This window comes from Streptomyces sp. NPDC002088, assembly GCF_040296605.1.
Classification (GTDB): domain Bacteria; phylum Actinomycetota; class Actinomycetes; order Streptomycetales; family Streptomycetaceae; genus Streptomyces.
The window spans coordinates 1-13,554 of sequence record NZ_JBEOXO010000020.1; the positions used below are offsets into that span (position 1 = coordinate 1).

The 13,554-nt window shown below is 71.1% G+C and carries 14 protein-coding genes; 8 read left to right on the forward strand and 6 right to left on the reverse strand.

What is annotated here, in order from left to right:
• Positions 1 to 158 precede the first annotated feature (158 nt).
• Positions 159 to 515 carry a hypothetical protein gene (locus ABT114_RS33765; protein WP_351146730.1) on the forward strand — a complete coding sequence of 119 codons (357 nt, stop codon included), beginning with the start codon at positions 159 to 161 and terminating at the stop codon, positions 513 to 515.
• 171 nt (positions 516 to 686) lie between these two features.
• Positions 687 to 1,799, forward strand: a complete 1,113-nt coding sequence (locus tag ABT114_RS33770) for an amidohydrolase family protein (protein ID WP_351146731.1) — start codon at positions 687 to 689, stop codon at positions 1,797 to 1,799.
• A gap of 71 nt (positions 1,800 to 1,870) precedes the next feature.
• Here the strand turns inward: ABT114_RS33770 and ABT114_RS33775 are convergent, their stop codons facing one another.
• From ABT114_RS33775 to ABT114_RS33785, 3 genes are all read right to left on the reverse strand, one after another.
• Complete coding sequence (locus tag ABT114_RS33775; protein ID WP_351146732.1) at positions 1,871 to 2,884, reverse strand: COX15/CtaA family protein; 1,014 nt, start codon at positions 2,882 to 2,884, stop codon at positions 1,871 to 1,873.
• A gap of 110 nt (positions 2,885 to 2,994) precedes the next feature.
• Positions 2,995 to 4,188 carry an FAD-dependent oxidoreductase gene (locus tag ABT114_RS33780; RefSeq protein WP_351146733.1) on the reverse strand — a complete coding sequence of 398 codons (1,194 nt, stop codon included), beginning with the start codon at positions 4,186 to 4,188 and terminating at the stop codon, positions 2,995 to 2,997.
• A gap of 102 nt (positions 4,189 to 4,290) precedes the next feature.
• Entirely contained in the window at positions 4,291 to 4,422 is a 132-nt protein-coding gene (locus ABT114_RS33785; protein WP_351146734.1) for a hypothetical protein, read from the reverse strand.
• Between the two features lie 214 nt (positions 4,423 to 4,636).
• Here ABT114_RS33785 and ABT114_RS33790 point away from each other — a divergent pair, with 214 nt between their 5' ends.
• Positions 4,637 to 5,347: an IclR family transcriptional regulator gene (locus ABT114_RS33790; protein ID WP_351146735.1), complete on the forward strand. Its 711-nt coding sequence runs from the start codon at positions 4,637 to 4,639 to the stop codon at positions 5,345 to 5,347.
• Between the two features lie 326 nt (positions 5,348 to 5,673).
• A complete protein-coding gene (locus ABT114_RS33795) occupies positions 5,674 to 6,927 on the forward strand; it encodes an MFS transporter (protein WP_351146736.1) in 1,254 nt (417 codons plus the stop codon).
• A gap of 171 nt (positions 6,928 to 7,098) precedes the next feature.
• On the opposite strand, the gene ABT114_RS33800 is transcribed toward ABT114_RS33795, so the two are convergent.
• Genes ABT114_RS33800 through ABT114_RS33810 form a run of 3 tightly spaced genes read right to left on the reverse strand, consistent with a single transcriptional unit; the run spans position 7,099 to position 9,639 of the window.
• Entirely contained in the window at positions 7,099 to 7,815 is a 717-nt protein-coding gene (locus ABT114_RS33800) for an ABC transporter permease (RefSeq protein WP_351146908.1), read from the reverse strand.
• A 56-nt stretch (positions 7,816 to 7,871) separates the two neighbouring features.
• Entirely contained in the window at positions 7,872 to 8,795 is a 924-nt protein-coding gene (locus tag ABT114_RS33805; protein WP_351146737.1) for an ABC transporter ATP-binding protein, read from the reverse strand.
• A gap of 31 nt (positions 8,796 to 8,826) precedes the next feature.
• Entirely contained in the window at positions 8,827 to 9,639 is an 813-nt protein-coding gene (locus ABT114_RS33810; RefSeq protein WP_351146738.1) for an AAC(3) family N-acetyltransferase, read from the reverse strand.
• A 161-nt stretch (positions 9,640 to 9,800) separates the two neighbouring features.
• Between ABT114_RS33810 and ABT114_RS33815 the strand changes: the two genes are divergently transcribed.
• The 4 genes from ABT114_RS33815 to ABT114_RS33830 are packed head-to-tail and all read left to right on the forward strand — an operon-like array spanning position 9,801 to position 13,551.
• Positions 9,801 to 10,562 (forward strand): helix-turn-helix transcriptional regulator, encoded by a 762-nt coding sequence (locus ABT114_RS33815; RefSeq protein WP_351146739.1) that lies wholly within the window; start codon positions 9,801 to 9,803, stop codon positions 10,560 to 10,562.
• Entirely contained in the window at positions 10,559 to 11,980 is a 1,422-nt protein-coding gene (gene sufB / locus ABT114_RS33820) for a Fe-S cluster assembly protein SufB (RefSeq protein ID WP_351146740.1), read from the forward strand. Before ABT114_RS33815 ends, sufB begins: the two co-directional genes overlap by 4 nt.
• Positions 11,981 to 12,040: 60 nt before the next feature.
• A complete protein-coding gene (gene sufD / locus ABT114_RS33825; RefSeq protein ID WP_351146741.1) occupies positions 12,041 to 13,222 on the forward strand; it encodes a Fe-S cluster assembly protein SufD in 1,182 nt (393 codons plus the stop codon).
• The gene (locus tag ABT114_RS33830; protein WP_351146742.1) at positions 13,222 to 13,551 is read left to right on the forward strand and encodes a non-heme iron oxygenase ferredoxin subunit; all 330 of its coding nucleotides are present in this window, start codon (positions 13,222 to 13,224) and stop codon (positions 13,549 to 13,551) included. Before sufD ends, ABT114_RS33830 begins: the two co-directional genes overlap by 1 nt.
• The last annotated feature ends 3 nt before the right edge of the window (positions 13,552 to 13,554 follow it).

Genomic DNA, 13,554 nt, shown 5'->3' on the forward strand with positions numbered 1-13,554 from the left:
TTGTCGTCCCGTTTTGGGGGGGGCCGGGGGTCCCACTCTTATTCTTTAACCCCCCGGCCTTTTTTTTTTTTTTTTTTGTGGGGGGGGGGGGGGGGGGGGCCCCCCCCCCCCCCCCCCGCCCGTCGCCGTTTGATCTACTCGTCGGTAGCATCCTGGCCATGGCAGAAACCAAGCAGGTTGACGAGGGCACCGACGTCAAGCAGGCCGCGAAGGCCGAGCGCACCGCGGCCAAGCTCGCCAAGCGGATCAGCTCCTTCTCCAAGGAGCACGGCGGGGCCGAGGGCCACGTCGCGTACATCGGGGAGCGGGGCGCCCGGATCGTGCTCGTCGGCGAGGACGGCGGCTGGGGCGACCTGGTGGCGCCCTCCTACGCGGTCGCCGAGAAGGCCGTGCAGAAGTCCGGGATCACCGTCCACGAGGCGTTCGACGGCGAGTTCGCGGCCAAGGTGAAGACCGGGCCGTACGAGTGGAGCCGCATGGCGGGCATCCAGGTGGGCGGCCCGGCCAACGGCTGAACAGCCCACCCTGAGCGGCGCGGGCCGGTGACATCACGCGGCTCCGCCGCGAGGGCGCGACCAGCCACAGACGGCCCGCAACCGCCGAACGACCCATGGCCCCCGCCACCTGACACCTCGTTCACCCGTTAGGCCCCGCAGAACGACGTAGTCAACCCGCGGGGAGCCCGGATGATCGACACGCCGTCCCTCGTGGACCAGTACTGCCACGGCGTACTGAGAACAGAGCTGGGCCTCGGCACCTTCGAGGCCCAGCTGGCCCGCACCGAGGGCCCGCCCGCACCTGGCACCACCCTCTTCGACACGCAGACCGGGTTCGCGGTACGACGCTGGTGCCCCCCACTGCTCGGCCTGGAACCGCACTGCCCACCCGCCCGCTATCTCGCCCGGCGTCGTGAAATCGGCGTACTGGAGGCGGGCCGCCGGCTGCTGCGCGGCAGCGGCATCACGACCTACCTCGTCGACACCGGGCTCCCCGGCGACCTGACCGGCCCCCGGGAGATGGCGTCCGCCGGTGAGGCGAACGCCCACGAGATCGTGCGCCTGGAACTCCTCGCCGAACAGGTCGCCGACACCTCCGGCACCGTCGAGTCCTTCCTCGCCAACCTCGCCGAGGCGGTGCACGGCGCCGCCGCGCAGGCCGTCGCCTTCACCTCGGTCGCGGGGGTCCGGCACGGGCTGGCGCTCGCGCCCGAACCGCCCGGGCCGGGAGCGGTACGCGGCGCGGCCGGCCGCTGGCTGGCCGGACGGCGGGTCGGCGGGGAGCTCAGCGACCCGGTGCTGCTGCGCCACCTGCTGTGGATCGCGGTCGCCTCCGGGCTGCCCCTGCAACTGCACGCCGGGCTCGGTGAACCGGGGCTGCGCATCGACCGTACGGATCCGGTGCTGCTCACGGACTTCGTACGGGCGACGGCGGGCCTGGGCACGGACCTGGTCCTGCTGCACGGCTACCCGTACCACCGGCACGCCGCCCACCTCGCCGGCGTCTTCCCGCACGTGTACACGGACTCGGGGGCCGCGCTCGTGCGCACCGGCGCCCGCGCCGCGACCGTCCTCGCGGAGATCCTGGAGCTGGCCCCCTTCGGCAAGATCCTCTTCTCCAGCGGGGCGCAGGGGCTGCCCGAGCTGCACGTGGTCGGGGCCCGGCTGTTCCGCGAGGCCCTCGGCCGGGTGCTCGGTTCCTGGGTCGCCGAGGGGGCGTGGTCGCTGGCGGACGCGCAGCGGGTGGCGGGGATGGTGGCGGCGGGGAACGCCAGACGGGTCTACGGGCTGGAAAAAACGTGACTCACGCGCGCGTGGGGCACGACGTGGGAACGTGACTCACGCGCGCGTGGGGCGCGACATGGACATGTGACTCACGCGCGCGTGGCGACCGTCGCCTCGGCCGCCGGGTCCGGCAGCTCTGTCTCCGCCGTCCCCGGCCGCTCGCGCAGCGACAGGAGCACCCGCAGCACTGCGATCCACACCAGGCACGAACCGAGCATGTGCAGCCCGACCAGGACCTCGGGCAGGTTCGTGAAGTACTGGACGTAGCCGATGACGCCCTGGGAGAGCAGGACCAGGAACAGGTCGCGGGTGCGGTCCAGCGGGCCCTTGGGCGCGTCGACCGCCTTGAGGACGAACCACAGGGCGAACGTCAGCGTCACCACGATCCAGGCCAGTACGGCGTGCAGCTTGCTGATCGTCTCCCAGTCCAGCGGCATCCGCTCGACCTCGCTGGAGTCGCCCGCGTGCGGACCCGAGCCGGTGACCACCGTGCCGACGGCGATCAGCAGCACCGAGGCGGCGACCAGGAACCACACCAGCTGCTGCACCGACTTGCCGACCAGCGGCTTGGGCGCCCTGTCCCCCTCCCGGGTGCGCTGCCACATCACGGTGGCGACCGCGATCAGCGCGGAGGAGAGCAGGAAGTGGGCCGCGACCGTGTACGGGTTGAGGCCGACGAGCACCACGATGCCGCCGAGGACCGCGTTGCCCATCACGACCCAGAACTGAGCCCAGCCCATCCGGGTCAGGCTGCGCCGGTACGGCTTCTCGGACCGCGCGGCGATGATCGCCCAGCCGACCGCCGCGCACAGCACGTACGTCAGCATGCGGTTGCCGAACTCTATGGCGCCGTGGAAGCCCATCGCGCTGGTGGCGGTGAGGGAGTCGGTGGTGCACTTGGGCCAGGTCGGGCAGCCGAGGCCGGAGCCGGTCAGGCGCACGGCACCGCCGGTGACCACGATGACCACCGACATGACGAGGGCGGCGAGGGCCGCCCGCTGAACCGTCCGGGGCTGCGGGGTCCAGCGTGCGGCGATGAAGGCGAGCGGATTGCGCAGGGCCGCTACGGCGTCGGCACGGGTCACGTTTTGCACGCGCCCCATGCTAGGCCCGAGCTTGTGCGTGAATTCACGCGGGTGCGCATGTCGGGACAGACCGGCGGCGGGCAGCAGAAAGCGGGGCCAGGCGTACGCCGGACCCCGCTTCCGCGCGTTCACGCAGCTCGGTGGCCCCACAGCCAGGCGGCCGGGCTCAGATCGTCGGAGGCGCGGTTGCGGAACGCCTCGTCGCGCAGCAGCGCGGCGACGCCCTCGACGTGCCACATCTCACCCCAGACACGGGCGGTGGACTGCACGCGCGCGGTGCGCGGCGCGCGCTCCGCGGCGTACTCCTCCAGGGCGGACGGCCAGGCGACCGTGCCGTCGGCGGCGGTGTGCCGGGTGCTCGCGGCGGCCAGCGTGGCCGCGTCCTCCAGGGCCTGGCAGGCGCCCTGGGCGAGGTACTGGAGCATCGGGTGGGCGGAGTCGCCCAACAGGGCCACGCGGTCCTTGGTCCAGCAGGAGATCGGCTCGCGGTCGGCCATCGGCCACCACCGCTGCCGGCCTAGGCCGGGCAGCGCGCGGCGCACGGGCTCGCAGGCGGCCGCGAAGACCTCCTCCATCTCCTCCGGACCGCCCCACTTCTCCGCGCCGCGGTCGAAGCCGGGGCTGTGGAAGACGGCGACCTGGTTGTAGAGGGAGCCGGAGCGCAGCGGGTACTGCACGAGGTGCAGCTTCGGGCCCATCCAGACGAGGACGTCGCGCAGGTTCTCGCCGCCCTTCACGTCCTCGATCGGGATGGTGCCCCGGTAGGCGACATAGCCGGACTGGATCGGCTCGTCGTCGCTGAAGAGGGCACGGGTGCGCGAGTGCAGGCCGTCGGCGGCGATCAGCGCCGCGCCGGTGTACTCGGTGCCGTCCTCCGTGCGGACCGCGACGGAGCCCGGCCGCTGGTCGATGTCCTCGACGCGTGTGCCGGTCAGCAGCTCCACGCCCGCCTCACCGGCGGCCCGGACCAGGATGTCCAGCAGGTCGCTCCGGTGGACGACGACGTACGGGCCGCCGAAGCGCTCCTCGTACGCGGCGTCCAGGCGGACCCGCGTCAGCTCCTTGCCGTCGACCGCGTTGTGGAAGACCAGGTGCTCGGGCCGCACGCCCGCCTCGATGACCTGGTCCAGGACGCCCAGGTCGCGCAGGACGCGGGTGGCGTTGGGGGCCATCTGCAGGCCCGCGCCGACCTCGGTGAAGGCGGACGCCTGCTCCAGCACGGTCACCTCGTGGCCCGCGCGACGGGCCGCGAGGGCGGTCGCCACGCCGCCGATGCCGCCGCCGATGACGATGAGCCGGTCAGGGCTGTTCAGGCTGCTCATTGCTTGCTCCTTGCAAGATCGTGCGGGGCCCGGTCGCGAGCTTGCGCTCGGCGGCTCTCGGCGGGTGCGAGCCCTCGCGGTTGTGCTCGTTCTCGCGCTGGTTCAGAGCCAGCGGGGCAGCACGGCCTGAGCGGAGCCATACGCCGCCCGGGCGCCCTCCCGGTCGGTGGGCCGCAGCAGCACCGCCGGGCAGTCGTCCTTGGCGCCGACCGTCGCCGCTTCCTGTTCTGACATGAGGACACGTCCCTTCCTCGTACAGGCGCCGCCAGCTGCGGAACGGCGCCGTCTCGCATGGCTGAATCATTACGCAGAGATTTCTATGAGAAGAACAGAGTGGGATTAGAATTCCTCTATGAGGAACTCAGGCAGCTCCGGGAAGACCGGGACAACAACTGGCGCAGGGGACGCTCCTGGCGCATTCCAGGCCCACGGCCATGGCCTGGAATCCGTGGACAACGCCCTGACGCTGCTGCTCCTGCTGCGCAGCCGCGGCCGCGTCCGGCTCAGTGAGGCCGCCGACCACCTGGGCGTCGCCCGCTCCACCGCCCACCGTCTACTCGCCACCCTCCGTGGCCGCGGCTTCGCCGTGCAGGGAGCCGACAAGGCGTACCGGCCGGGGCCCGCGCTCTACCGCCTGGGCATGTCCCAGCGCTCCGACTACGAACTCGTCGAGACGGCCCGGCCGCACATGCTGTGGCTCAACGGCAAGCTGGGCGAAACCGTGCACCTGGTGGTGCGGGCCGGGGGCGAGGTGCGCTTCCTGCACAGCATCGAGGGCACCCACGCGCTGCGTGTCGGCAGTCGTTCGGGCGCCGTCCTGCCGGGGCACCGCGCCTCCGGGGGCAAGGCGCTGCTGGCCGATCTGAGCGTCGCGGAGCTCACCGAGATCTACGGGGCGGGCGACGACCGGGGCGAGGAGACGGATCCCGAGACGCTGCACCGCCGGCTCGCCGCGGTGCGCCGCCGGGGCTATGCGATCAACATCGGCGAAACCGAACGGGGTGTCTCCGCCGTCGGTGCGGCCGTCCGGGAGCCCGGCGGGCGCGCCGTCGCCGCGCTCACCGTGTCGGCGCCGTCGCTGCGCTTCACCCGGCCGCATCTGGACGAGGCGGCGGGGGTGCTGCTGGAGGCGGTACGGCGGATGGAGGCCGCGCTCTGAGGCGCTGAGCCGGGGCGCCTGCCGCGGCCGCCGCGGGCGGTGACGGCGGGACGTGCCGGAGGGAGACGGCGGCGGGAGCCGGCCGGGGAGGAACGGCTGCCCATGACGCGAGCGGCAGACATCGTACGGACGGGTTCCCTCCGCGCAAGCAAGTCGGCCTGGAGTGCCGCACAGCGGAATTACAGGGGCGCTCTGTTGCCCTGCGCGTAACGCCGCTGATTCCATCCCGGTCACCGACAGGTCGCCCGCGCGCCGCCGGAGGGACACCGACACGCGCGAACCCCGGCCCGAGGGTTCCCCGTCTCCCCGCGACAGGACGTGGCCGCATGATCACCGAGGCTCAGGCTTCCGCCACCAGCACCTCCGCCCCACCCCGCTCATCCGCACTGACCTGGGCCGTCATCGCCCTGTGCACGGCGGCGATCACGGTGGAGGGTTTCGACCTCATCGTCTACGGCGTGGCACTGCCCGCCATGCTCGACGACGGCTCACTGGGGCTCGACAAGTCCTTCGCCGGCACCCTCGGCAGCCTCGCCTACGCGGGCATGCTCATCGGCGCCGTCGTCTGCGGGCCGCTCGCCGACCGGCTCGGCCGGCGTCGCCTGCTGCTGGCCTCCGGCGCCGTCTTCACCGTGTTCACCGTGGCCTGCTCGCTCGCCGCCGAGTCCTGGCAGTTCGGCCTGTTCCGGCTGCTCGCGGGCATCGGCATGGGCGGTGTGATGCCGTCCTGCGTCGCGCTCGGCAAGGAGTACGCGCCGCGCGGGCGTTCCGCGCTGGTGGCGACCGTGGTGCTCGCCGGCATCCCGGTCGGCGGGGTCCTGGCCGCGCTGACCGCGACCGCCTGGGGTGAGCCCCTGGGCTGGCGCGGCCTGTTCGGCATCGGCGGCGCCCTGTCGGCGCTCGTGTTCGCCGCCGCGTACTTCCTGCTGCCGGATTCCCGCCCCGCACCCGCACCCACGGGCGAGGCCGGCCGCGAGGTCTCTCCCGACCGCGAGGCGACCGGGATTCGGACCGTGCTCTCCCATGCCTACGCCCGTCGCACCATCCTGTTCACCGTCGCCAACTTCGCGGTGCTGCTTGCCTGGTACGGCCTGAACACCTGGCTCACCCAGCTGATGCGGGAGATGGACTATCCGCTCGGCTCGGCGCTGCGCTTCACCCTTGTCCTCAACCTCGGTGCCGTCGTCGGCTCGTTCGCTCTGGCCGCTCTCGCCGACCGGATCGGGCCGCGCCTGGTCACCGCGGGCAGCGCCGTGCTCGCGGCGCTCGCCGTGCTGGGCCTGTCGCAGGGCGGCAGCACGGCCGTGATCCTCGGCGCCACCGCGCTTGCCGGCGTCGGCGCCCAGTCGGCGCTGACCATGCTCAACGACTGGGTCGCGTCCACCTATCCGGCGTCGGCCCGCGCCACCGCGCTCGGCTGCGTCTCCGGCTTCGGCCGCGGCGGCGCGATCCTGGCACCGCTGCTCGGCGGCTGGATCCTGGACGCCGCGCTGGGGCCGGCGACCGTGTTCTACGTCTTCGCGGGGTCCGCGTTGGTGTGCGGCGTCGCGCTGCTGGCGATCCCGGCCCGCCGGGACTGACGGTTCGCCGAGTTCGCCGAGTTCGACGAGTTCGGAGACTGACAGCGGGCCCGCGCTTCTCGAAGCGCGGGCCCGCTCATTCCCTGTGGAGCACGTACGCCCGCGAAGATTCCTGGTGGCGCACATGCTCCCGCGAAGATTCCTGGTGGCGCACCTGCTCCCGCGCAGGAGTCACTCCCAGCGGAAGAACTTCCCCGCCGCCCCCAGCGCGACGACCGCCCACACCGCGAGAATCCCGAGGTCGCCCCACGGCGTCCCCGCCCCGTGCTGCAGCACGTCCCGCAGCCCGTCCGAGAGAGCCGAGATCGGCAGCAGCCCGAGGACGTCCTGGGCGCCGGACGGGAACTTGTCCAGCGGCACGATGACACCGCCGCCGACGAGCAGCAGCAGGAAGACCAGGTTGGCGGCGGCCAGCGTCGCCTCCGCCTTCAGCGTGCCGGCCATCAGCAGGCCCAGGCCCGAGAAGGCCGCCGTGCCCAGGACCAGGAGCAGCAGCACGGCGACGGGGTTGCCGTGCGGCGACCAGCCCAGGGCGAAGGCGATCACCGTCACCAGGACCACCTGGAGGACCTCGGTGACCAGCACGGAGGCCGTCTTCGCGGTCATCAGGCCCCAGCGGGGCAGCGGGGAGGAGGCGAGCCGCTTCAGCACGCCGTACCGGCGCTCGAAGCCGGTCGCGATGGCCTGCCCGGTGAACGCCGTCGACATCACGGCGAGGGCGAGGACGCCGGGGGTGAGGAAGTCGACGGCCTTGCCCGCGCCGGTGTCGACGATGTCCACGGCGCTGAAGAGCACGAGCAGCAACGTCGGGATCACGACCGTCAGCAGCAGCTGCTCGCCGTTGCGCAGCAGCATCTTCGTCTCGAGCGCGGCCTGGGTCGCGATCATGCGGGGGAGGGGGGCCGCACCCGGCTTCGGGGTGTAGGCACCGGTGATGGTCGTCGTCACGAACGCAGCTCCTTGCCGGTGAGCTCCAAAAAGACGTCTTCGAGGGTGTGCCGCTCCACCGAGATCCGGTCCGGCATCACCCCGTGCTGCGCGCACCAGGAGGTGACGGTGGCCAGCAGTTGGGGGTTCACCTTGCCGGCGACCCGGTACGAGCCCGGCGTCAGCTCCGCGGCCGTACAGTCCGCGGGGAGTGCCTTGAGCAGGGACCCCACGTCCAGACCCGGTCGGCCAGTGAACCGCAGCGTGTTCTCCGCGCCGCCGCGGCACAGCTCCTCCGGGGAGCCCTGGGCGATGACCTTGCCCGCGTCGATGATCGCGACGTCGTCGGCGAGCTGCTCGGCCTCGTCCATGTAGTGGGTCGTGAGGATCACGGAAACGCCGTCCGTGCGCAGATCCCGGACCAGGTCCCAGGTCGCGCGGCGGGCCTGCGGATCCAGGCCGGCCGTCGGCTCGTCCAGGAACACCAGCTCCGGGCGCCCGACGACGGCCATCGCCAGCGCGAGCCGCTGCTGCTGGCCGCCCGAGAGACGGCGGTACGTCGTACGGCCGCAGCTGCCGAGCCCGAGGCGCTCGATGAGCGCGTCCACGTCCAGGGGGTGCGCGTGCAGCTTCGCCACGTGCCGGAGCATCTCGTCGGCCCGGGCGCCCGAGTAGACACCGCCGGACTGGAGCATCACACCGATCCGGGGCCGCAGCTCACCGGCCTGTCTCACGGGATCGAGGCCCAGGACGCGCACCGTGCCGGAGTCCGGCTTCCGGTATCCCTCGCAGGTCTCGACGGTGGTCGTCTTGCCGGCGCCGTTCGGACCGAGCACGGCGGTGACACCTGCCCCGGCCACCAGGTCGAGGCCGTTCACCGCGGTTTTCGTCCCGTACCGCTTCACCAGGGCCTGGACCTGGACGACAGGCTCACTTCGCATGGGTCCAGAGTCTAGGTACGCGCCGGTCGTCTCAGACGGGCGGGTGCAGGATCTCCTCCTCACGGGGCCGGTGCAGTGCCAGCCACCGCTCCGCGTACGTCACCGCGTCCACCACGGGGAACAGCCGTACGTCGGCCGCGCCCACCGTGCCCCGTACGACCGGGCGGTCCCGCTCGAAGTCATGGCCCAGCTCGTCGAAGCGGTCCGAGGAGATCGACACCTCGGTCACCACCTCCCAGCCGGCCACGCCCGGCCGTCCCACCTCGACCTGCGGGGACGGGATCCGGTACTCGGCGAGGTGGAAGCCGGTGCAGGTGTCGTAGCCCGCGCCGAGGAGCAGCACCCGGGCGCCGAGGGCCTCCAGCCGGGCGAGTGGGCTGCGCTCGCCGAGGCGGCAGTCCGGCGCGTGGCCGTCAGTGATCACCTCCGCCCGCGGGCCGATCGCCGCGAACGACGTCTGTGGATGCGCGCTGCGTACGGCGCCGGGCCAGGTGCGGACGGTCTCCGGGATCACGCCGACCCCGCGCGAGGGCGTGACCAGCGGGTCGTACGCGGGCATGGACGCCCGGATCGTCTCCCACCACTCCTCGGGGACCGGGGGACTGCCCCAGATCGCCGGGTCCGAGAGGTCGCCGGACTGGGTGGGAACCACCAGCGTGCCGTCCGGGCCGAGCGCGTCGAGCAGTCCCCGGACGACCGCGACGGCACCTCCGCAGACCCAGCCGAGCGAGCTGAGGGAGGAGTGGACGAGAAGGGTCTCACCCTGCTGGACGCCCAGCGTGCGCAGCTGCTCAGCGATCGTGCCCCGGGTGACAAGTGGGCCGGTGGGAGGGGGTGTGGGCATGGTTCGGGAGTGTTCCGGAAGGGGCGTGCCGGCGCCACCGGTTTGATCGATCAAAGATCGTTTCCCCAGGTCAGCTTAGGTATACCTAAGTGATGCAGGGCACGGTACGGCCGTGCGGACGCGGCTTGCCTGGCTCTGAGGAATTACGCAACAATGGTGTTGTGAAATACGACGGCGAGGCTCGGGAGACCCCCACGGGGGCCCCTCAGGAGGAGCTCGCGACCGGAGAGCGCTCGACGCGCAACCGGGTCGCGCGGTCCATCCTGGACCATGGGCCGTCGACCGTCGCCGAGCTCGCCGGGCGGCTCGGGCTCACCCAGGCGGCCGTACGGCGGCATCTGGACGCACTCGTGGCCGACGACGTCGTGGAGCCGCGGGAGCAGCGGGTGTACGGCGCACGCACGCGTGGCCGTCCCGCCAAGGTGTTCGCCCTGACCGACTGCGGCCGGGACGCCTTCGACCAGTCGTACGACGAGCTCGCCGCGGACGCCCTGCGCTGGATCCAGGAGCGGTTCGGCGGGGACGAGGCGGTCGTCGCCTTCGCCCGCGCGAGGATCGCCGAGCAGGCCGCCGCGTACCGCAAGGCGATCGAGGCCGCCGCCCCCGAAGAGCGCACCGAAGCCCTGGCCAAGGCCCTGAGTGCGGACGGGTACGCTGCTACGGCGCGTAGCGCGCCCTTCCCGCAGAAGGGTGAGCAGCTCTGCCAGCACCACTGCCCGGTCGCCCATGTCGCGGAGAAGTTCCCGCAACTGTGCGAGGCGGAGACCGAGATCTTCTCCCAGCTGCTCGGCACGCACGTGCAGCGGCTGGCGACCATCGCGCACGGCGACGGCGTCTGCACGACGTTCATCCCCAAGATTTCCCACACGCAACTCAATAGCCATAACGCATCTGCAAGCACGGCCGGGAGGAACCCCGCATGACTCTCCCCACGGAGACTGCTCACCCCGAACTCGAGGGTCTGGGCAAGTACGAATACGGCTGGGCCGACTCCGACACGGCCGGCGCCTCTGCGAAGCGCGGCATCAACGAGGACGTCGTCCGCGACATCTCCGCGAAGAAGAACGAGCCGGAGTGGATGACCAAGCTCCGTCTCAAGGGCCTGCGCCTCTTCGAGAAGAAGCCGATGCCGAACTGGGGATCGGACCTGTCGGGGATCGACTTCGACAACATCAAGTACTTCGTGCGCTCCACGGAGAAGCAGGCGGAGTCCTGGGAGGACCTGCCCGAGGACATCAAGAACACGTACGACAAGCTCGGCATCCCGGAGGCGGAGAAGCAGCGCCTCGTCGCGGGTGTCGCGGCCCAGTACGAGTCCGAGGTCGTCTACCACCAGATCCGCGAGGACCTGGAGGAGCAGGGCGTCATCTTCCTGGACACCGACACCGCGCTGAAGGAGCACCCGGAGCTCTTCAAGGAGTACTTCGGCACCGTCATCCCGGTCGGTGACAACAAGTTCGCGTCGCTGAACTCGGCCGTGTGGTCCGGTGGCTCGTTCATCTACGTCCCGCCGGGCGTGCACGTGGAGATCCCGCTGCAGGCCTACTTCCGGATCAACACGGAGAACATGGGCCAGTTCGAGCGGACCCTGATCATCGTCGACGAGGGTGCCTACGTGCACTATGTCGAGGGTTGTACGGCCCCGATCTACAAGTCGGACTCGCTGCACAGCGCCGTGGTCGAGATCATCGTCAAGAAGAACGCCCGCTGCCGCTACACGACCATCCAGAACTGGTCGAACAACGTCTACAACCTGGTCACCAAGCGCGCCGTGGCGTACGAGGGCGCGACCATGGAGTGGATCGACGGCAACATCGGCTCCAAGGTGACGATGAAGTACCCGGCCGTCTACCTGATGGGCGAGCACGCCAAGGGCGAGACCCTGTCCATCGCCTTCGCGGGCGAGGGCCAGCACCAGGACGCCGGCTCCAAGATGGTCCACATGGCGCCGAACACCTCCTCCAACATCGTCTCCAAGTCGGTGGCGCGCGGCGGCGGCCGTACCTCGTACCGCGGTCTGGTCGAGATCGGCGAGGGCGCCCACGGCTCCAAGTCGAACGTGCTGTGCGACGCGCTGCTCGTCGACACCATCTCCCGCTCCGACACGTACCCCTACGTGGACGTCCGCGAGGACGACGTGTCCATGGGCCACGAGGCGACCGTCTCCAAGGTCAGCGACGACCAGCTCTTCTATCTGATGAGCCGGGGCATGACCGAGTTCGAGGCGATGGCGATGATCGTGCGCGGCTTCGTCGAGCCGATCGCCAAGGAGCTGCCCATGGAGTACGCCCTCGAGCTCAACCGGCTGATCGAGCTGCAGATGGAAGGCGCGGTCGGCTAAGACCGCCCTCCGGAACCAGCTAGCGAATTCTGACGTAGGAAAGAGAGCAGACCGACAGCCATGGCTGAGGCTCAGAACATCCCCGTGGGCTCCACCACCGCGGGCCAGATCGCGGTGGCCGCCGAGTCGACCGTCGCCACGCGCATGAGCGCGCCCCCGTCCTTCGACGTGGCGGACTTCCCGGTCCCTCACGGCCGTGAGGAGGAGTGGCGGTTCACCCCGCTGGAGCGCCTGCGCGGGCTGCACGACGGCACCGCGGTCGCCACCGGCGACGGCGTGAAGGTCGACGTCCAGGCCCCCGAGGGCGTCACGGTCGAGACCGTCGGCCGTGACGACGCGCGGCTCGGCAAGGCCGGCACCCCGGTGGACCGCGTCGCCGCCCAGGCGTACTCGGCGTTCGAGAAGGCCGGTGTCGTCACCGTCCCCAAGGAGACGGTGCTCACCGAGCCCATCCGTATCGCCGTGCACGGCGAAGGCGGGGTCGCCTACGGCCACCAGGTCGTGGAGCTCGAAGCCTTCGCCGAGGCCGTCGTCGTCATCGACCACACCGGTGACGCGGTGCTCGCCGCCAACGTCGACTACATCCTGGGCGACGGCGCCAAGCTCACCGTCGTCTCCGTCCAGGACTGGGACGACAAGGCCGTGCACGTGGGCCAGCACAACGCGCTGATCGGCCGGGACGCCACCTTCAAGTCGTTCGTGGTCACCTTCGGCGGCGACCTCGTACGCCTCCACCCGCGTGTCCAGTACGCCGGCACCGGCGGCGAGGCCGAGCTCTTCGGTCTGTACTTCACGGACGCCGGTCAGCACCAGGAGCACCGTCTCCTCGTCGACCACAACACCCCGCACTGCAAGTCGAACGTCGCCTACAAGGGCGCGCTCCAGGGCGACAACGCCCACGCGGTGTGGATCGGCGACGTCCTCATCGAGGCCAAGGCCGAGGGCACGGACACGTACGAGATGAACCGCAACCTGGTTCTGACCGACGGCGCCCGCGTCGACTCCGTGCCGAACCTGGAGATCGAGACCGGCGAGATCGTCGGCGCGGGGCACGCGAGTGCGACCGGCCGCTTCGACGACGAGCAGCTCTTCTACCTGATGGCCCGTGGCATCCCCGCCGAGGAGGCCCGTCGTCTGGTGGTCCGCGGCTTCTTCGCCGAGCTGGTCCAGCAGATCGGCGTCGACGACATCGAAGAGCGCCTTCTCGTGAAGATCGACGAGGAGCTGGAGGCGTCGGTCTGATGGCTGACTCTTCGACGTTCCTACGCGTCTGCGGGCTGAGCGAGCTGGAGGAGGACACCCCGAAGCGGGTGGAACTCGACGGCACGCCGGTCTCGGTCGTGAAGACCGAGGGGGAGGTGTTCGCGATCTACGACATCTGCTCCCACGCGAACGTCTCGCTCTCCGAGGGCGAGGTGGAGGACTGTCAGATCGAGTGCTGGCTGCACGGCTCCAGCTTCGACCTCCGCACCGGCAAGCCGTCCGGCCTTCCCGCGACGCGCCCCGTCCCCGTATACCCCGTAAAGATCGAAGGGGACGATGTGCTCGTCTCCCTCACCCAGGAGTCCTGAGGC

Bases quoted from the DNA above. Each gene is read 5' to 3' on its own strand.
- ABT114_RS33765 (WP_351146730.1), top strand. From the start codon at position 159: ATGGCAGAAACCAAGCAGGTTGACGAGGGCACCGACGTCAAGCAGGCC.
- ABT114_RS33770 (WP_351146731.1), top strand. From the start codon at position 687: ATGATCGACACGCCGTCCCTCGTGGACCAGTACTGCCACGGCGTACTG.
- ABT114_RS33775 (WP_351146732.1), bottom strand. From the start codon at position 2,884: ATGGGGCGCGTGCAAAACGTGACCCGTGCCGACGCCGTAGCGGCCCTG.
- ABT114_RS33780 (WP_351146733.1), bottom strand. From the start codon at position 4,188: ATGAGCAGCCTGAACAGCCCTGACCGGCTCATCGTCATCGGCGGCGGC.
- ABT114_RS33785 (WP_351146734.1), bottom strand. From the start codon at position 4,422: ATGTCAGAACAGGAAGCGGCGACGGTCGGCGCCAAGGACGACTGCCCG.
- ABT114_RS33795 (WP_351146736.1), top strand. From the start codon at position 5,674: ATGATCACCGAGGCTCAGGCTTCCGCCACCAGCACCTCCGCCCCACCC.
- ABT114_RS33800 (WP_351146908.1), bottom strand. From the start codon at position 7,815: ATGATCGCGACCCAGGCCGCGCTCGAGACGAAGATGCTGCTGCGCAAC.
- ABT114_RS33805 (WP_351146737.1), bottom strand. From the start codon at position 8,795: ATGCGAAGTGAGCCTGTCGTCCAGGTCCAGGCCCTGGTGAAGCGGTAC.
- ABT114_RS33810 (WP_351146738.1), bottom strand. From the start codon at position 9,639: ATGCCCACACCCCCTCCCACCGGCCCACTTGTCACCCGGGGCACGATC.
- sufB (WP_351146740.1), top strand. From the start codon at position 10,559: ATGACTCTCCCCACGGAGACTGCTCACCCCGAACTCGAGGGTCTGGGC.
- sufD (WP_351146741.1), top strand. From the start codon at position 12,041: ATGGCTGAGGCTCAGAACATCCCCGTGGGCTCCACCACCGCGGGCCAG.
- ABT114_RS33830 (WP_351146742.1), top strand. From the start codon at position 13,222: ATGGCTGACTCTTCGACGTTCCTACGCGTCTGCGGGCTGAGCGAGCTG.